At 55.9% G+C, this 18,180-nt stretch carries 20 protein-coding genes; 7 read left to right on the top strand and 13 right to left on the bottom strand.

Annotated elements, in window-relative coordinates; all coding sequences use genetic code 11:
• Positions 1 to 80: 80 nt before the first annotated feature.
• Complete coding sequence (locus EDC38_RS06945; RefSeq protein ID WP_123637877.1) at positions 81 to 986, bottom strand: OmpA family protein; 906 nt, start codon at positions 984 to 986, stop codon at positions 81 to 83.
• Positions 983 to 1,384, bottom strand: a complete 402-nt coding sequence (locus EDC38_RS06940) for a DUF4398 domain-containing protein (RefSeq protein WP_123637876.1) — start codon at positions 1,382 to 1,384, stop codon at positions 983 to 985. Before EDC38_RS06940 ends, EDC38_RS06945 begins: the two co-directional genes overlap by 4 nt.
• Positions 1,385 to 1,520: 136 nt before the next feature.
• Here EDC38_RS06940 and EDC38_RS06935 point away from each other — a divergent pair, with 136 nt between their 5' ends.
• The 3 genes from EDC38_RS06935 to EDC38_RS06925 all read left to right on the top strand — a co-directional run bounded on the left by EDC38_RS06935 (position 1,521) and on the right by EDC38_RS06925 (position 3,533).
• Complete coding sequence (locus EDC38_RS06935; RefSeq protein WP_036160407.1) at positions 1,521 to 1,679, top strand: DUF3309 family protein; 159 nt, start codon at positions 1,521 to 1,523, stop codon at positions 1,677 to 1,679.
• A 44-nt stretch (positions 1,680 to 1,723) separates the two neighbouring features.
• A complete protein-coding gene (locus EDC38_RS06930) occupies positions 1,724 to 2,452 on the top strand; it encodes a Crp/Fnr family transcriptional regulator (protein WP_123637875.1) in 729 nt (242 codons plus the stop codon).
• A 355-nt stretch (positions 2,453 to 2,807) separates the two neighbouring features.
• Positions 2,808 to 3,533, top strand: a complete 726-nt coding sequence (locus EDC38_RS06925) for a Crp/Fnr family transcriptional regulator (protein ID WP_123637874.1) — start codon at positions 2,808 to 2,810, stop codon at positions 3,531 to 3,533.
• Positions 3,534 to 3,621: 88 nt separating this feature from the next.
• Here EDC38_RS06925 and EDC38_RS06920 read toward each other — a convergent pair whose 3' ends face one another.
• Positions 3,622 to 3,852: a hypothetical protein gene (locus tag EDC38_RS06920; RefSeq protein ID WP_123637873.1), complete on the bottom strand. Its 231-nt coding sequence runs from the start codon at positions 3,850 to 3,852 to the stop codon at positions 3,622 to 3,624.
• Between the two features lie 117 nt (positions 3,853 to 3,969).
• On the opposite strand from EDC38_RS06920, the gene EDC38_RS06915 reads away from it, so the two are divergent.
• Entirely contained in the window at positions 3,970 to 4,275 is a 306-nt protein-coding gene (locus tag EDC38_RS06915; protein WP_123637872.1) for a diguanylate cyclase domain-containing protein, read from the top strand.
• Positions 4,276 to 4,545: 270 nt separating this feature from the next.
• Entirely contained in the window at positions 4,546 to 5,493 is a 948-nt protein-coding gene (locus EDC38_RS06910; protein ID WP_123637871.1) for an alpha/beta hydrolase, read from the top strand.
• Between the two features lie 76 nt (positions 5,494 to 5,569).
• Here the strand turns inward: EDC38_RS06910 and EDC38_RS06905 are convergent, their stop codons facing one another.
• The 7 genes from EDC38_RS06905 to EDC38_RS06875 form a co-directional block, all read right to left on the bottom strand.
• A complete protein-coding gene (locus EDC38_RS06905; protein ID WP_123637870.1) occupies positions 5,570 to 6,724 on the bottom strand; it encodes a family 16 glycosylhydrolase in 1,155 nt (384 codons plus the stop codon).
• 145 nt (positions 6,725 to 6,869) lie between these two features.
• Positions 6,870 to 8,042 (bottom strand): helix-turn-helix domain-containing protein, encoded by a 1,173-nt coding sequence (locus tag EDC38_RS06900; protein WP_170162870.1) that lies wholly within the window; start codon positions 8,040 to 8,042, stop codon positions 6,870 to 6,872.
• Between the two features lie 155 nt (positions 8,043 to 8,197).
• The gene (locus tag EDC38_RS06895) at positions 8,198 to 8,812 is read right to left on the bottom strand and encodes a class I SAM-dependent methyltransferase (protein WP_123637868.1); all 615 of its coding nucleotides are present in this window, start codon (positions 8,810 to 8,812) and stop codon (positions 8,198 to 8,200) included.
• 67 nt (positions 8,813 to 8,879) lie between these two features.
• A complete protein-coding gene (locus EDC38_RS06890) occupies positions 8,880 to 9,710 on the bottom strand; it encodes a DUF6544 family protein (protein ID WP_123637867.1) in 831 nt (276 codons plus the stop codon).
• A complete protein-coding gene (locus EDC38_RS06885) occupies positions 9,710 to 9,988 on the bottom strand; it encodes a MoaD/ThiS family protein (protein ID WP_123637866.1) in 279 nt (92 codons plus the stop codon). Before EDC38_RS06885 ends, EDC38_RS06890 begins: the two co-directional genes overlap by 1 nt.
• A 5-nt stretch (positions 9,989 to 9,993) precedes the next feature.
• Positions 9,994 to 11,178, bottom strand: coding sequence for a sialidase family protein (locus EDC38_RS06880; RefSeq protein WP_123637865.1), 1,185 nt, complete (start codon positions 11,176 to 11,178; stop codon positions 9,994 to 9,996).
• A gap of 116 nt (positions 11,179 to 11,294) precedes the next feature.
• Positions 11,295 to 11,534, bottom strand: a complete 240-nt coding sequence (locus EDC38_RS06875; protein WP_024460766.1) for a TIGR02647 family protein — start codon at positions 11,532 to 11,534, stop codon at positions 11,295 to 11,297.
• Positions 11,535 to 11,702: 168 nt separating this feature from the next.
• On the opposite strand from EDC38_RS06875, the gene EDC38_RS06870 reads away from it, so the two are divergent.
• Positions 11,703 to 12,119 (top strand): globin, encoded by a 417-nt coding sequence (locus EDC38_RS06870; protein WP_123637864.1) that lies wholly within the window; start codon positions 11,703 to 11,705, stop codon positions 12,117 to 12,119.
• Here EDC38_RS06870 and EDC38_RS06865 read toward each other — a convergent pair.
• Positions 12,110 to 12,784, bottom strand: coding sequence for an HAD family hydrolase (locus EDC38_RS06865; protein WP_123637863.1), 675 nt, complete (start codon positions 12,782 to 12,784; stop codon positions 12,110 to 12,112). The two genes, EDC38_RS06870 and EDC38_RS06865, sit on opposite strands and share 10 nt — an antisense overlap.
• 351 nt (positions 12,785 to 13,135) lie before the next feature.
• On the opposite strand from EDC38_RS06865, the gene EDC38_RS06860 reads away from it, so the two are divergent.
• Positions 13,136 to 15,838 carry a GDSL-type esterase/lipase family protein gene (locus EDC38_RS06860; protein WP_123637862.1) on the top strand — a complete coding sequence of 901 codons (2,703 nt, stop codon included), beginning with the start codon at positions 13,136 to 13,138 and terminating at the stop codon, positions 15,836 to 15,838.
• Between the two features lie 69 nt (positions 15,839 to 15,907).
• On the opposite strand, the gene EDC38_RS06855 is transcribed toward EDC38_RS06860, so the two are convergent.
• Positions 15,908 to 17,305 (bottom strand): TonB-dependent receptor, encoded by a 1,398-nt coding sequence (locus tag EDC38_RS06855; RefSeq protein ID WP_123637861.1) that lies wholly within the window; start codon positions 17,303 to 17,305, stop codon positions 15,908 to 15,910.
• 117 nt (positions 17,306 to 17,422) lie between these two features.
• Positions 17,423 to 18,148, bottom strand: a complete 726-nt coding sequence (locus tag EDC38_RS06850) for a polyamine aminopropyltransferase (RefSeq protein ID WP_123637860.1) — start codon at positions 18,146 to 18,148, stop codon at positions 17,423 to 17,425.
• Between the last annotated feature and the right edge of the window lie 32 nt (positions 18,149 to 18,180).

Raw genomic sequence — 18,180 nt, 5'->3', positions numbered from 1 at the left:
GTCTAGATGTGTAATGGTGGGGCAGTTCCCTCCAAAAGAAAAGGGGGAGCCGGTGGCTCCCCCTTTTGATCATCACGCGTTTAGCGTAGTTGGCTGGTTGATGCGGGTTGTGGGTTTTCGATGATGATCTCGACTCGCCGGTTTTGCTGTCGTCCCATGGCGTTGTCGTTGCTCGCCACCGGTTGATTCATGCCGATGCCTGTAGCCGAAATCCGTTGGGAAGTGATTCCGTGCTGAACCAGATAGCGGCTGACAGAGTCCGCGCGCCGCTGCGAGAGCGCCTGATTGTACTCGGCGCTACCTACGCTATCGGTATGTCCTTCGACCTGGACTCGTCGCTCGGGATACTCGTTCAGAAAGCTCACCAGTTTGTCGAGATTGCTATTGGCGCCCGGTTGAAGATCGGCGCTACCGGTGGCAAACAGGACGTCGCCCAGCGTCAGAACCAGGCCGCGATCGGTCACCTCGGCCTGCAAGGCGTCAATCTGGCGCTGATACTCCTCGGCCTGCCGGGTCGCCTCGGCCGCACCCTGAGCCTCGGAATAGCGGGCTTGTTCGGCATCATCACGGGCTCTGCTCACTTCCCGGGTTCGGGATTCCAGACGCGCTTCACTGCGTTCCTCGCCCAGTTGGGCCCGTTGATCCTCAGCGTAGCGGGTGGTCGCTTTGGCCTGGGCGATGGCGACTTTTTGTGTGGCCATGTAGACCCGGTGCTCGCCTAATGCCGCATCCGAGGCGGGCAACGGTTGCTCGGCCAGACGCACCGCCGCTTCCGCTTCTCGTAGCTCGATCCGGGCCCGGGAGGCAAGATTGGGATCATTCTGTAATGTGGTCAGCTTGCTGCGTGCTTGCGCTGCCCCCAGGGGGCTGTCGGGCGCAGTGGCACATGACGCCAACACGAGCGCCGCGATGGCGAGTACCGTCAGAAACACCAGCGCTGCCAAAGCTGACTTGAATTTAAGTGGTTGAATGGTTGTCTTGTTCATCGCTGTTCTCCTGTCCGCCGCATTTCTTCGTCAAGGGCATCGGCGCTGCGGCGCATTTCCTCATTGATGGCGACCGCTTTGGCGGCCTCAGTCCGGGCGGATGCCAGCTCAGCAACAATCATCGCTTCCCGGGCGAGACGCTCAGCCTCAATCATCTGCTCGCTGCTCACGGATCGTTCCGCGAACATCAACTTCTGTTGTGCTTCGTCCAGCTCGGCGCCGGCAAACTGCCGGGCCCCGGCTTGCTCGGCCGTGGCAATAGCTTCACGCGCTTCGTTCAACGCTGAAGTCGGCGCCATTGGCGCCGAAGTACAGGCGCTTAGCAAAACGACAGCCATCGCCAGACCCAGGGCGCCGGGTAGACGCTGTCTGGAACGTTGGGTGCTTACCTGTTTCATGGTGGTGCTCCTGAGGTGGGACTGCTTCAGGTCAACTGTATAGGGATGTGCGGTTGGTATCCGTACGATAGCGCACCGAAGTTTGGCTATTTGTTCGCTACTGTTCGAATTTCAGAGACTCCAAGGAGTAATGGAAATGAGCGTTTCAACGATTTTACTGATCATCTTGATTCTGGTGTTGCTCGGCGCACTTCCTGCGTGGCCACACAGCAGGAGTTGGGGCTATATGCCAAGTGGGGTGGTAGGCGTCATTGTGGTGGTGTTATTGATTTTGTTGTTGACCGGAAGGATCTGAACCAGAAGTGACCGCCCAGTTCGAATTATGAAGAGGAGAAGGCAATGCCACCGTTGTCTGGCGATTATCGCCCGGGCGAGTCGTTGAAAAACGGAAACTTCTTGATTGACAGTCTTCCGGATCGACAACGGAAAGGCGTGCTGGCCCTGTGCGATCGGGTAGATATTGCGCTGGGCACGGTGCTGTGCGAAGCGGGTGAACGCTTCAGGCATGTATACTTTCCCATCAGTGGAAGCGTTTCCCTGATTCAAACCTTGCGCGGACAAGAACCTCTGGAAACGGAGAGCATCGGTAGTGAGGGCATGCTGGGAGCGGTGTTGGTTCTGGATATCAATCGTGCCTCCAAGTTAGGCGTCGTTCAAGCACCCTGTATTGCATTGCGTATGACGGATACAGGAATGCGGGCGGCACTGAAAAGCCATCCCGCGCTGCTCCGGGTAATGCAGCGTTACCTTTATGTGGTGTTGTTGGAACTGTCGCAAAATGCCTGTTGCCTCCACTTTCATGAGGTGGGCAATCGCCTCTCGAAAGCTCTGTTGCAGGCTCACGATCGATCCACCACGGACCAGCTATCTCTTACACATCAGAGGCTAGCCAATATGTTGGGGGTGCAAAGAGGGGCGGTTACCATCGCCGCCATAAAACTGCAGCGAGAGGGGATCATTCGGTACAGTCGTGGCAAGATAACCGTTCTCGATCGAAAACGGCTGGAGAGTTCATCCTGTGGTTGTTACAACGAAAGTCTGAACAATTGTCCAGTCATGTTTTCTTGATCCGATTATCTGAAAATCGTATTTCTTGCTTCTGTTAATATTAATGCTCGATAGCGTACAGAGCCTGTGAGGGCAATACGCTATTCTTATTGTTAGCGGGTTCTGACAGCGATGGGCTATCAGTTTCCCGGACCGTTCTCGGGCAGGACGACTGAGAACGAGCCTACAGGGAAGATAGGGAACACAACTATACACTGAAGGACGACACGGATGTATTTATGGCGCGTCCGGGAAACTGATAGCCCATTGCCCCCGTGGGCTGGAATGACTTGGCTTTATACTTTGTGTCGCGCATAACCTCCAAATATAGGCTAAACTGAAGCTCACCCGCCAGGACAGCAAGGAGATGTCACCGATGCCCATACCGCTTCAGCCGACGCAGAACCAGCTTCTTGCTGCACTTTCGCCTGACGTTCAGCAACGAATATTCCCCCACCTTGAGGAAATCGACCTACCCCTGGGTAAGGTGCTCTATGAGCCCGGCGATAAAATGCGCCATGTGTATTTCCCTGCGGATTGTATCGTATCCCTGCTTTACGTCATGGAGAGCGGCGCTTCGGCCGAAATCTCAGTGGTGGGGAATGAGGGGCTGGTGGGGATCGCGCTGTTTATGGGAGGCGAAAGCACCTCCAGCCGAGCCCTGGTTCAAAGTGGCGGTAGCGGCTACCGGCTGTTGGGGCAGAGACTGATAGACGAGTTCAACCGCCACGGTCAGTTGATGTCATTGGTACTTCGCTACACCCAGGCGCTGATTACCCAGATGGCACAGACGGCGGTCTGTAATCGCCACCACTCCATCGACCAGCAGTTGTGTCGTTGGCTTCTGCTGTCGCTGGATCGTTTGCCCACCAATCACCTGGTCATGACCCAGGAGCTGATCGCCAATATGCTCGGCGTTCGCCGGGAGGGGGTGACCGAGGCCGCGGGCCGGCTACAGAAGCTCGGTGTTATCGAGTACCGCCGCGGTCACATCGAAGTCATCGACCGCCGCAAGCTTGAGACACTGAGCTGTGAGTGCTACTCCGTGGTCAAAAAGGAGACGGACCGTCTGCTCAAGCCCAGCCTGCTACAGGCTCATTAACGCGGCATCGTCCTACTTCGGGTAGCAGAGATCTACCACCATGACCCTTGAAACGGCTGAAACCGACGTTACGTTTGTTTGATCCTGTTCAAATGGGGGTTCTATTGGTTGCCAATGGCGATAGTCGGTTATCTCCGCGAAACCCGTTGCCGGTGATGTGACTGAATTTTGCGGGCCCAAAGGTATCCTTGTTAGGAACATCTGGAAATACCTGATCGATGTGTTTATCGGTGGAGTGTTGCTGTTGCATAGCCCGCTTTTGCTTGCGGCGCTCAATAGCGGCCTTGTCATTTGCCTTGTTGCGGTTTTTCTCTTTCATGGAGTTTCTCCGGGGAGCGATGCACTTCGTCCAAATGACTGAGTTTCTATTTCGCTCTTGCACGTACATTAGGCAAACGCCGCTTGGGTGTCGGTGCGCTGACACACGTATCGAACGTTGAACGCTCCGCTGTGCAAACGCTCCGACTACCTCTCCCTGAAAGGTAACGAGTTTGTGATCCTGTTGACTGAGATCGGGAGTCGTGAGGACGCGGCCCACATCGCCGAAAAATTGCTGTCCAAGTTTTCACTGCCGAACTGGGTTGACAGTCAATCCTTCAAGCTCACCCTGAGTATTGGCATCAGTGTGTTCCCTGAAAATGGCAGTGATGCCGATACGCTGATGAAAAACTCCGATACCGCCATGTATACCATTAAAGAAAACGGGCGAAACAGTTACCAGTTCTTCGAAATACCCTCATAGCGTTCCGTTGAATTTGTGGGAATGTTGCGGCATTAGCTCAAATTTTTCGCTTATTGGTGTAAATATGGGCCATTAAGCGTGAGAGGGCTGAGCTCGGGCGGGTGAAAACGACTAGTATACATTTACGCCGGGGCTTTACGTGCGTGGTGTCTTGTCTTATTGTCCACATGACTGATAGGCGTTCCGGTGCCGGAGCCCGGTTTTGGAGCGATCGTTCAATCAGCGAGTATACCCAACGAAAGCCAATAACAACGCACAGGCAGGAACGTCATGAGCAGAAAATCAATCCCATTTTTGAGTCAATGCGTCGCGGTCGCACTGATCGCCTTCAGCACCGCCGCCTTCGCGCAGGACGGCAAAATGTATCCGATCGAGGCACCCGATGAGCCCGGCGCCATTCCTCTGGAAACCGGTGGCGTTGAAGGGCAGACCGAGCCGGAAAGCTGGTTCCGTCAGTGGGGCGACCCCATGGCCCGCAATATTTCCAAGGCGACTCTGACGCCGGTACTGGCCGATCCGGAAAAAGCCAATGGCACCTCGGTGATTGTGGCGCCGGGCGGTGGCTTCATGTGGCTGTCCATGGGCAATGAAGGCTGGGAGGTGGCCGAGGCGCTGGCCGAACAGGGCATCAACGCCTTTGTCCTCAAATACCGGCTGCAACCCACGGCTCCCTCCCTAGAAGACTTCGAAAACCAGATGAACCGCCGCTTCGAAGAAGCCGATGAATCCTCTGGGGGTGGTGAACAGAACGAAGCACCGGAGCGCCCGCGCTGGGACCTGTCAAACCAGATTGCAGATGTTGAGGCGGCTTATTCGATGATACTCGAGCGCGCTGATGACTGGGGCGTTGATCCTGAACGAATCGGCATGATTGGTTTCTCTGCCGGCGCAGGCCTGACTATGGCCACCGCACTCGAATCCGAAAAAGTCGAGCTGGCGTTTATTGGTCCGATTTACGGCGGTATGAATGCTGTCGATGTGCCAGAGAGTGCGCCGCCGATGTTTGCCGCCATCGCTTCCGACGACTTCCTCTTCAACGGAAAATTCGGCCTGATTGAATCCTGGTACGAAGCGGGCATTCCGGTCGAGTTCCACCTGTACCAGAATGGCGGTCACGGCTTCGGGCTGGGCAATCCGGACCGGACCAGCAACAAGTGGTTTGGTTCGTTCATGTACTGGTTGGAAGTTAATGGCTTTCTGAACTCTGCAAAAGACTGAGGGGAAACTCAAGGTCACTGCGATGAAATAGGGCTTAGCGATAAGCCCTATTTCAGTATCTACCGCCTCTGGCGTATCAGTTGGCCGTGGCGGTACAGTCCGGTGTGCTGATCGATCCATTGGCATTGCCGAGAACCCCGAAGGTGGCGGTGCTCCCTGGAGCCAGGTTGGCATTCCAGCTCAGGCTGCTGGCCACAATGTCGGACGCGCTGGCCTGTACATTGGCGCTCCAGCTATTGGTCACCTGTGGGTCCTGATCAAAACCGAGTGTGGCGACCCAGCCGTTGATGGCGCTATTGGTGTCATTGGTTACCGTTACATCCATCTGATAACCCGACCCCCACTGATTGAGCCCCGTTACGCTGCAGCCAATAGTACCGGGTGTGGGCTCTGGTTCCGGTTCGGGCTCGGGATCGGGTTCCGGCTCGGGATCTGGCTCGGGCGTACCTTCGTCGGTGTCTTGTGGCGGCGTACCGTTATAGCCTTCCTGCCCTTCATGCGTCATGCTCAGCACCAGATAGCCATCGCGAGTGGTGACGTTGCTCGGGGTGAAATCGGCGCTGTTTTCCGCAAACGTCCAGTCGGCGGTGCCCCAGCGGGAGGGATCCAGCGAATCAAAATCATCACGCCAGCTAAGCTGGAAATTCTGTCCATCCCAGCGATGGTATTCCATCCAGTTTATGTACATGTGCACCGGTAGAATGCTGTCATCGAAGGGACCAACCCACTCGGCGATATTCGCCGGCCAGAAGTTCATGCGCGCCTGGGCGGGGCTGGTCAGGGCACTGGCCTGATTGCCATTCACTTCGCGCACCAACTGCCCGTCAATCAGCCAGCGAACCCGATCTGGAGTCCACTCAAGCGTGAACGTATGGTAGCTATCCCCCAGGCCAGACGCTGGGTGTACCTCCTCAGAGGTGATCTTGGTGCCCAGGCCGGTGATGATGTTGCTCTGCCAGGCGTTGGCGCCGTCTTTACCGAGCACCTCAATGTCTACCTCCTCCCAGAATACATCCTCGAGCTCCGAGCCTTCCTTCCAGAGGAAAAACGCCGAGATCAGGCCGCTGCCTTTACCGGCCCGCATGCGAATCACATATTTGCCGTAGAGCTCCGAATCCAGAGTAAACACTTCAGCGCTTTTGTAGGGTTTGGCGTCTGCCAACAAAGGCACCATGAGTAATAGCCCGCAGACGGGCACCGTGCGGGCGAGTCGCCGTAGAGAGGAAAACATAACGAACTCCTTAAAGTTATAAGAATGAAGATCGCAGGCGCCTGGCTCCCCGGGGAGAGTGGCGGCCGACCGGGTAATTTTCCGGTGGGGAGCGCGTGAGGAACAGTCTCAATAGGCGTTTTTCAGAAATTGAGACAGGGTGGGATCAGGCGGTACGAGAGCTGGCCGGCAGGCCGTCACAGTCCGGGTGGTGTTTCTGCCGGTAGGCGCATGGCGTGATGCCTTCGGTTTTCTTGAAGAAGCGGTGGAAGGTGGCCTTGCTGTTGAATCCCGCCGCTCGGGCGATATCGGTAATGGTCTGATTCCTGGTTGCCGGGTCGCGTAGCTGACGTTTTACTTCCTCGAGGCGATAGCGACTGACAAAATCGTGAAAGTTCTGCTTGAAGCGGCGGTTTATGATGGTTGAGACGTCTCGCGGCGAACAGTCAACCTTCGCCGCAAAACGCTCCAGGGTAAGCTGAGGGTTCAGGTAGACTCTATCTCGGGTCATGGCCGCTGTAATACGCGCCACGTCGGCATCGTCGATGGGGGCGGCACTGGCCGGGGGCGTGCTCTGTTGTGCTGTGAGGGTAGGGAGCGGTGTGAGCAATTCCCGGTAGAGCAAAAAGGCGATCAACGCCAGGGTGGCGTAATTGCCGACCACGCCCATGGCATCGCTGACCGGACCGGAATGCGCGCTGCCCACAAAGTGGGTAAGGGCGCTCCACAACCACACCATGGTGAAGCCGCTTACGATACAACTCTGTTCACGAAAGACGTCTTTGTCGACGATCGTCGCTGAAACTTCGTGCCTGGAGCGAACAACGATGGCCAGACACCACAGGCCATAGGCAAGCGGCAATAATTTCTTCAGGGTAATAAAGTCGTCGTAATAGGCGTTCGGCTGCTGATACAGCTGCAGGTTCAGTAGCAGGTCCCGTTGTACCGCGTGGGGAAAACGGAAGCACTCAAGGTAAAGGTATATCAGCGCCAGCACCGCAGGGGTCAGATGCCACCACTGCCAGCGGCTCAAGCGGAACCCCGGGCTCATATGTGATTTCAACTGCCAATAGAGCAGGGGCCCCAGCAGAAAGCCCACGGCGCCCAAGACGAGATACAAGTAGGGGAGCAGCGCAAACACCGGGTGGCGAATGGGCTCGGCCCAGACAATCAGTGTATTCACGGCGACCAGCGCATTGATCGCGAGAAACAACCCAAAAAGATAACCGGAGCGCTTCGGTCGACGCCAGCCGCCAATGTGTCGGGAGCCCAGCAGCGCACAGGCGATGACTGTCACAATCAACGCAATATCATGAACATTGAACAGAACGGCTTTCATCCCCATCCGTGCCTGGTCCTCATCGGTTCAGGTCTCGCAACGCTGAACGATATTAACGGCCCATGACACGGCTTACTATGAAGCTCATCGCAAATCGGGTGGGTGCGATTTACCAAGGCAGAGTTCTCTACGAGCAATAATCTGCCATTGTCTCGCTACTTACGAGCGACGATAAAGATCGAGGCCTTGTTGGGCTGCCACTCGCGCTCGATACTGAACCCCGCTCTGGTCAGTTTGGAAAGTAACGCTTCCTTGCTCAGGGTATTGACGTAAGGTGCCATGCCCACCCATTGCATAACGGGGATCAGAAATCGCCACAGGAAAAACAGGTCGCCCACCAGCGCGGTACTGGAAACGAAAACGCCGCCCGGTTTCAACAGCTTGTGGACGGTTGCGAGAGTGGCATCCACATCCTCAAGCAGATGCAGAATGTTGAGCCCCAGAATGACGTCAAAGCATTCTTTGTCGAAGCTGAGATCATTCAATGTGCCCTGCTGGAACTGGATGTTCTCAACCCCCGCATCCCGCGCCTTCTGCTCCGCGATATCGAGCATCTTCTGCGATATGTCGGTGGCGATAATCTGTCTGACATGGGGCGCGTGCACTAATGCCGTACTTCCGGTGCCGCACCCGAACTCCAGTACCGACGAGTCCGGCCGGAAGTATTCCTGAGTAATGGCCAGCTTTTCCTGGTACACCGCTTCGTCCCGAACCGGGCTCTTGGCGTAGCGGGGTGCGCTCTTGTCCCAAAATTCCCTCGAGGCTTTCATTGGTTCTCCTTGGGGTTCATGAAATGTTCCTCTAAAAAATTATCCAGCGTGTTTTTAGTGCCATATCCTATCGCTTATTGTGGTCAAAATGAATGTCATTGATTCTGGCCTTGAAAAACACAAAGTACTCATCAGTTCCGAAGCCATTTCCCGCATCGACCTGGTAGGGGAGCCGGAATCCTTGAATTTCCCTGAAGTCCGAAAGAATGCCGCCAAAGGGTTGAAGGCGGAATGTCTTCTCAGGGTTGGCATTGCTCCAACGCATAAATGACACATGAGTGGGTTGCCCCTCCTTGTCCATGTGAATGCTGACGGATTGGGACAAGTCTCCCGACGACAGCGTTACTCGAGCGGTATCGGTGTCAACCGCCTCCCAAGTGATGCCTGGGCCTGGAAGTAGTGCGGCGGGTGTCCAAAAGACCGCTTCAGCAACATAGCGACCAAAGGCGGAACGGGCATGATCTGAATTCCCGCCCTGGCGCGCTACCGGGATCAGACCCAGAATACGGAAGCGGGTCCAGCAACTGGAGTCTGACCCGCAAATGAGCATTGGGCCTTTCAGTCGCATTCGCCAGACAAATCCCTCCGGAGCAGCCAGTATCTGCTCGGCACGCATTGGTTGATAATTGGGCGCTGCCTTTGATCCCAGGCTGAACTGCCCTTCCATACGTAATTTCGCCACGCGATAGAGCGGTGTGCCGGGGGTGATGGCAAAGTTGAAAAACCGCTGTGCTGGCTCAGGCAACTCCGAAACCAAGGAGGGATCATATGGTGCCGGGCGTTCAGGTTGCAGTGCCGCCAATCTTACCCACTCTGCACGGTCTGCGTGCTCGTCTGCCAGCCGAAGCGCAATCAGGGCTGTGCCGATAAGGAAAAGCGTTGAATACAGAAAGATCATCAGCCGCCACTCAGCGCTTGAAAGATAAACAGAGTATCACCGTCTTCAACCTGATCCGCGAGGGTTTTTCGATCAATCACGATGGTATCGTTAATACACAGTTTTACATGTCGCCGCACCACACCCCGTTCGTCGAGTACATAGTCGGTGAAACCGGGCGCCTGCTCATTAATGGCATGCAGCACTTCGGAGACCGAGCCGGGCGGTGCGGCCAGCGTTCGGTCCTGTAATTGAGGAAAGAACCGGTACAGGTGTGAGGTCATCTTTATCGTAGGCATAGAGGTCAACCAAGCCGCACGGAGTAGATGGGCGGAAAGTTGTTGCCCAGGCACTGCCAGGTTTCGCCTCGGTCTTCCGACAGGTAGGCATTGCCGGTGGTGCTGCCAAAGCACAGGCAATCACCTGAGACGTCCAGGGCGTGGCGCAGCACGATGTCGTGGGCATTCTCCTGGGGCAGGCCGTTGCGCAGTGCCTGCCAGGACTGGCCGCCATCCTCGGTACGGGCGACAAACAGTCCGCCGTCGATGGTCATACGCTGGGCGTCGCTCCGGCCCGGTACCACCCAGGCGGTGCGGCCATCCTGTTCATCCACGGCCACCGGGAAGCCAAAGTTTACGCCCGTGTTCGGGTCGCTGACCTTCTTCCAGCTCTGAGCGCCGTCGTCACTGTAGAACACGCCACAGTGGTTCTGTTGCCATAGGTGGTCCGGCTGGCCGGGGCATTGGGTTACAAAGTGCGGGTCGTGCCCCCAGTCGGCTTCTGGGTTCGGCAGATAGTCCATCAGCATGCCACGGTTGCGCCCGGCCCAGGTTTTGCCGCCATCCGTCGATTCGAGCACCCCGGCGGAGGAGACCGCCACATGCAAGTGATTCGGGTCGCGCGGATCGACAATGATGGAATGAATGCCCGGCTCAAACACCCCGTAATCAATACTCGCGGGTGTGCCACCCCATTGGTTTTCACTGGTGGCATCCCCGGCAAACAGATCGCCGCCGCGACTCTCATGGTTCCACAGCGGCCGGTTTAGCTCCCAGGTACCCCCGCCGTCATCACTGACAAACAGCCCTCCGGGGATGGTGCCGGCGTAGAGTCGACCGGGCTGGTCCGGCCCGCCAAAGGCCAGATGCCAGATCTTGTACACCGTCGCATTGGCGTATTCCGGTGTGCCGGCGGGCGCCTCGGGATCGAAATCCGGGGTGGGCAGTACCTGGGCGATATGACGCGCACCCTCCGGGTACTTCAGCGACGAGATATCGTCCCAGGTCTTACCGCCATCCCGCGAGCGAGACAGCTTGGGCCCCCAGTGGCCGTGATCCAGGGCGGCCCAGAGAGTGCCATCGCGAGGATCCCGGGCGGCATAGCAGACCGGAACGCCGGCGTGAAGGATAGGACGGGGTCGCCAGCCCGCCCCCCGTCGGTCGATCATGACGGTACCTTTACGGGTACCCAAAAGGATGGTGTCGGTCATCAGTGTGCCCTCATGGTGTCCAGATACGAGTAGGGCCCGGTCAGTCAGCCCCGGTAACTGGTCGAACGGCACCTCTGATTATAGACAGGGGGCGAAAAATTGCCCGGCGTCGGTGTTCAGCTACTACGAAGCACGGCCTGGATTTTCTGTACATGCTCCACGACGTCACTGCCTAGCGGCGTGAGATACCCACCGTCCTTCTGAGTAATCAGGCCCTTCTGGTGGAGTTGCTCCGCTGCGGCCACCATCGCGGGGTCGGCGGAGTGCTGGTGTACTTTGAGGCCCTCCTGAGAGGATGCTGAGTCGAACAGGGCCAGCAGGTTGAGTTCGTTGAGGTGGTCTTCAAAAAAGTTCATGGCACTTTCCTCGCGCAGTGTTGATACAGCTCAAATAAACGTCGTTTAACGTTGGTCATTAGGTAAATATGGACGACACTTGAGGTTTAAACAACAGGAATCAGCCCTTGCATAGGAAAATGCAGCTTCAGGCGTCAGCTCGGCTGTGGCATACCTTCGGAGTCTACGATGAGCTACGAACGGTTATTTGACGAAAGCTATGAACGCGTAGCCGTTGGAGTACGGGACGGGCAGCCGTTTTTTGAGAGCTTTTATCATCGTTTCCTTGCCGCCTCTCCTCTGGTGTGTCACAAATTCCGCCATACGGATATGGTTAAGCAGCGCACCATGTTGAAAAAGTCCTTCTACAGTTTGCTGACCTTCTATGCGAGTGGATCTGTCGATAACGTGCTTGAGCGTATCGCCGCCAATCACAGCCGCAGAGGCCTGGATGTCCCCCCGTTTCTGTATGATCTCTGGCTCGAGTCCCTGATGGACACGGTCAAACGTTATGATCCTCTATTCGACGATGACGTGGAGCTGGCCTGGCGGTTGGTGCTGAGTCCGGGTATTACCTATATGAAATTCAAATATGATCACTGCTGAGAGATTGATCTGCTTTCAGCGTTTTCAATAATAGACAACAACTCAGCGTAACTTCGACAAACAGCATCCGCTTCGGCACACCTGTCGCCATAAAGTTCGCTGGGAATAAAAACGGTATACATGCCGACCTTGGCAGCGCTCCGGATGTCGGCAACTGGGTTGTCTCCGATGAAAATGCACTGATCCGGCGAAACCGCCAGCTCCTTGCAGGCCAGCTCAAAAATGCTGGGGTCAGGTTTTCGGCAACCTACTGCCTCGGAAACGATAATCGAATCAAAGAAGTCGGCTATGCCGAGCGCTGATAGGTTTTCTTCCTGGAAAGGGCTTTTACCGTTAGAGACCAAGCCAATTTTATAGCCTTCGCGAGCAAGCTGCCGAACTGCATCCGAAGCCCCTGGTCTTTCGGCACAAAAATTTCGAAAGTGGTTAAGGTACTCGTTCACCAGCTCGTCAACGCTCTGTGGAATAGAGAATTCGCCTTTCAGGCATTGGTAAACCTGGTCCTTCCAAACCGATCCATTGCTATCGAGCTCGACAAACCGTCCCACAAACTTCTCCGAGTTGTCGATTCCCAGTGAGCTAGTGGCTTGCCAGTGACAGAATCCGATAAGGGAGCTCGCTCTGTCCAGCAGGGTGTTGTCGAGGTCAAACAGTATGCTTTTCATGGGTTGCTCGTAGGAATGAAGTCAAGTGCTGTCTTGTCACTATATAGCATCGAAAACCTTTATCACGAGTGCACCCCTTTATAAATAATCCTAATAAATAACAACGCCACTAATTTCAAATATTGACAACCACTCTGATTTTATTCGAGCTCAGATATTCTGATTGATTATGATCAAATCGCCAATAATAACTAATACATCATTAGTTGATAATGACTATATGACTTAATATTAATTTAAATGATCTAAAATGCTTGCAAATGACCTAAAATAGAATAATAGTGTGCGGTGAATCAGTTGACTGATCCTTCAGGTTGTTACTACATAACATAAAAATTCAAGAGGAATAACATGAATAAATACCTATGGCTGCTACTCCTGACCATCGCACTTGCCGGATGCGGTGGGGGCAGCAGCTCCACCCCTGACAACACTCCCAATGAGCCGCAAACACCGACCACACCTACCGTTCCCGAAGAGGAAGATGAGGACACCGAGGACGTCCCGGACGACGAAGAGCAGACTGAAGAGGACCAGACAGAGGAGGACCAGGCAGAGGAGGACCAGGCAGAGGAGCCAGTGGTTGACGAGCCGGGTGCCGATGTTCAGCTGTTTGTAGTCGGGGACTCAACGGTTGCCAGCTATAACTCGTCCTCCTATCCGCAGGCAGGCTGGGGTCAGGTTCTCCAGCATTATTTCGATGAGAGTGACATTGAGGTTCTCAACCGGGCTCGAGGTGGTCGCAGCTCCAAAAGCTACAAAGTCGATGGCATCTGGGATGACGTTCTGGCCGAGGTGGACGAGGGCGACTATGTGATGATCCAGTTTGGGCACAACGACCGGGACTGGACCAAAGAAGAGCGCTATACCTCCACAGACGATTACGAAGTCTATCTGACCGAATACGTGGAAGAGACTCGTGCGAAGTCGGCGACACCGATACTGGTCAGCCCGATGGTCATGAATGCCTACCGCGACGGTGCACTGCGCAATGTGTTCACCGAGGAAGGCAATGACTATGCAGGTTCCATGGCCAAAGTGGCGACGGATCTGGACGCTGCCTATATCGACCTGAACGCCAAATCCTGGGAGTTGGTGAACTCCCTTGGGCAAGAGCAGGCATCGCATTACCTCTACCTGATTCTGGACGCTGGCGAGTACGAGAATTACCCCGAGGGCAGCAACGATGGCACTCACTTCCAGGAGTCCGGGGCTGTGGAAATGGCTCGCCTGGTGGTGGAGGGACTTGAAGAGCTGAATGGTAATGAGTCCCTGATGACGCTGTTGGACGGGGTAAAGCAACGATACGCCCTGACGGTCGAGCAGGAGGGCGCCAACGACAGCCTTTACACCCAGGGGAACAACTACCCGGCGGGTACGCCGTTGACCCTCAAGGTGAGAGCTGGGGAGAGCGATACCTTTGACGCCTGGTATACCGCTGGCCAGGTAGCCAGTGATACCAACCTATACCAGACCATCATGCCGGTTGGAAAGCTCACGCTGATCGCCGCGTTCAATGGGGTTGTGCCTGAGTTCAATTTTGAGGCCGCGACCGCTTACCTGATTGGTGATTCGACCGTTGCCGATTACGCCGACGGTTACTACCCGCAAACCGGGTGGGGGCAAGTGTTTCAGTATTACTTTGATGAATCCAAAATCACCATCGACAACCGGGCCCTGGGTGGGCGTAGCTCAAAAAGCTACTATGAAAACCACTGGGCCGATGTCAAAGCCAGCGTTCAGGAAGGTGATTTCGTCTTCATTCAGTTCGGCATTAACGACCGAGCGCAGGATGAGGAGCGCAGAGCGCCCACCGGCGGTGTGTTCGAAGGCTATATGACCAATTTCGCGGAAGAGACCCGGGAGCTGGGCGCAACGCCCATCTTTGTGACCACGGTGCGTCGCAACCAATGGCAAAACGGCGTTCCCTACGATGCTTACCATGAACATCCGGTGGTCACCCGTGAGCTGGCCGCCGATCTTGGCGTGCCGCTGGTTGACCTCAACGCAAAAAACAAAGCGCTACTTGAACTGGTTGGCGAAGACTACGCTAACGAGTTTTACTACATGGGCTTCGGTGCCGACCAATACGGAAACGCCACGGCCGCCTCGGACACCGTGCACTTTCAGAAGCAGGGCGCCGTCGAAATGGCACGCCTGGTGGCGGAAGGGCTGGAGGAGCTGAGCGGGGTCAATTCAGTGGCACCCCTAGTCAGTGCGCTGAAACCAACTTTTGCCATGAGTGTGTCGTCACCCACGCCCGAAGCAGGCACTTACTCACAAGCGTTCGAGTATCCTGAAGGTGCCCCGATGACGCTCAAAGCGCTGGCTAACGAAGGCGATGAGTTCACTCAATGGCTGGATGGTGATCGTGCCGAAGCATCTGCGGACTTCATCTATGAGTTTGATACCGCGGCCATGGCTACCAGCTACGAGGCGGTATTCAACAACAGCGAAGGCCTGGGGTCGGTGATGACCAACCTGACCACCGAGTTCGACAATACCAACATCGTGCTGAACTGGTCACTGGAGAATTTCAGCGGCGAGATTACCTATATTGAAATCTACCGCAATGATCAGGCGAATTTTGATGGTCGCGAGCGTATTCTAGCCGGTGCCGCCACCAGTGGCAGCTTTGTCGATGAAACCGCCGAAGCCGGCAAAACCTATTGGTACATGTTCAAGGTGGTGCACGATGGCGAAACCACCAACACCGAGGCCGAAGGCGAAATCAGAAAGCCTTTTGTCGATGAAGTGCCCGTGACCAACTTGACGGCCACCATTGTCAACGGTACCTCCGTTCAGGTCTCCTGGAATCTTCAATACTTTGAGCCGGAAATTACGTATATCGAAATATACCGGAACGACGTGCAGGAGCTCTTGGGGCGCGACCGTATCGTTGCCGGTGCCGGCATGAACGGTACTTACCTGGATGAGGCTCTGGAGCCAGGTAAAACCTACTGGTATATGGTCAAGATTGTTCAGAACGGCAATACGATCAATACGGACCCGGAAGCGGAAACCACCATTCCTGAGGATGCGGTTGCCGAATAAGGGGGGGGGCCAGTGAGGCTGGCACGCGAAAAAAGAGGGCTCGCTTACTGCGGGCCCTCTTTTTTTGTGTCAATGGTAGCCAAACAGCTTCTGGCGTTTGATTTTCTGGGCCACCACATCCGGAACCTGATGTTCCCAACCGGATTGGCCAGAACCGATCTGTTCAAGCACGTTCGGGGAAAAAATATCCAGGTAGTCTTCGTTGTACCGCTCCAGTTGCACGATATGGCCATTGTCCAACAAGTGCTGGTAGAGGTGGCGAAGGGGCTTGGGAACCTCAAGGTTGTCCGCTTTGATCAACTGGGCAGTGTTCGGGTCGCGATAGGGGTAGATATACAGTTTGACCTTGTTTTTGAACAGCCGGCCGAAGCCTTCCAAAAGGCCCCCGGGAAGGTCTTTATAATAGCTTTCCTCAAACAGCTCGGCGAGGCTGTGGGCGCCCATGGTAATGCCGATGCGGCCCTGGGTGTTCCGGCTGAGGTAAGACGCCAGACGGTGGTATTCCGGGTAGTCCGAAATCATCACTGTGTGGCCGGCGGCCTCCAGCACCTCGGCCCGGCTGATGAAATCGTCCAGATCGACGTCGCCCCCGGCGTTCAGGTTCTTCAGGGCCATTTCCATAATGGCGACCGTCTCTCCGGATTCGGCTCCGGTCTCGGCTTCCATGGCGGTCAATGCGGAGTCGAGCATGTCGATATTCACATGGGTCACCGGGCGAAAACGTCCCCGCTCCACCAGCACGGATTTCTTGCGCAGGTGCTCGGAGGGCTGAAGCACGCGGCCGTCGGCGGCAAACATGGCGGCATCACTAAGGCCCAGCTGAACCAGGCGCAGGCTGAGAACGCGATTGTCCACCTGCTCAAAGGCTGCGCCGGAGAAGTCCACCATATCGACTTCCAGGCGATTCACACTGAGGCCGTCGAGCAGCGATTGCACCAACAGGTCCGGATCATCGCTCAAAAAGCAGGCGCCATAGACGAGGTTCACGCCGACGATACCCAGGGCCTCCTGCTGCAACGCGTTTTCGCTGTCGAGCATGCGCACATGAATAATAATTTCGCTGGCCTGGGCGCCGGGCTCGGCCTGGAAGCGTATCCCCAGCCAGCCATGGCACTCGTTGGTGCCATGGTAGTTACGCGCGGAGACGGTGTTGGCAAAGGAAAAGAAGGCGGTGCTCTCACCCCGGTCTAGCGCCAGGCGCTCCAGGGTAAGGTCGTACTCGTAGGTGAGCATGGATTCCAGACGCTCCCGACAGACGTAGCGGGCGCATTTGCCGTAAATGGCATCGCTCACCGTCATATCGTAAGCGGAGATACTTTTTGCAATCGTGCCCGCTGCGCCTCCGGCCTGAAAAAACCAGCGCACTACCTCCTGACCTGCGCCAATTTCGGCGAAGGAGCCGTACCGGGTGTCCTCCAGGTTCACTTTCAGGGCTTTTTCGCGCGGATGCTTGGGATGGGGATCCATAGGGGCAGTCTCTCCTCGGGCCGGGTGGATGAGGCAAATGTGCAACACTCATCCTAACCCACAAGAGGCCGTGAGGCTATGGCAGCGGCTTTACCCCTCACTCCCGGATTGTCCGTCTTAGCTGCCCTTCATGCAGACGTATACCGAGTTGGTCGATTCGCCGCTTTGAAACGGGTTATAGAAAGAAACCACGTGGGATTCCACACGCGCGAACACCGTTTTCAGCAAGGCCTCAAAGCGGGCTTCCGGCAGGTTCTGGGACCACATGGCGAACACACCCTTGGATTTGAGCTTCGCGGCCATCAGCCCCAGGTTTTCCGAGGTGTAAAACCCGGCGTTACCGGCATTCAGGTATTCGGTGGGGGAGTGGTCGATATCCAGAAGAATCGCATCGAAACGCTTGTTCGGGTCATCCGGATCAAAACCGGCCTTGGGGTCCGTTGCCAGGTCGAAAAAACTGTCCAGCACATAGTGGTTGCGCGCATCGGCATTGAGTATTTTCCCGAGCGGCACTTTTTCGTCTCGATGCCAGCCAATCACGGTATCCAGGGCCTCGACCACAAACAGCTCGGATATCCTCTCGTCCTTCAGCGCTGCCACAGCGGTATAGCCCAGGCCCAGGCCGCCCACCACGACACTGAGCGGGGCACCCTCCACGGCCGCCAGGCCCAGCGTGGACAGGGCTTCTTCGGCCTCCACAAACATGCTGGACATCAAGAACTCATCGCCCAGCTTGACCTCATAGATGTCCCGGTCGCCAAAGGCGGGCATGCGGCGACGGCGCAGGGAGATCTCCCCGAGCGGGGAGTTTTGGCTGTCGATTTCCTCGAACAGTGCTGACATCGGAACCTTATCCTATTTGACACTCCTCCTGG

The organism is Marinimicrobium koreense (assembly GCF_003762925.1).
GTDB classification, from domain to species: domain Bacteria; phylum Pseudomonadota; class Gammaproteobacteria; order Pseudomonadales; family Cellvibrionaceae; genus Marinimicrobium; species Marinimicrobium koreense.
The sequence above is the reverse complement of the archived record's forward strand: the minus strand, read 5'-3'. Positions and strand labels throughout refer to the sequence as shown.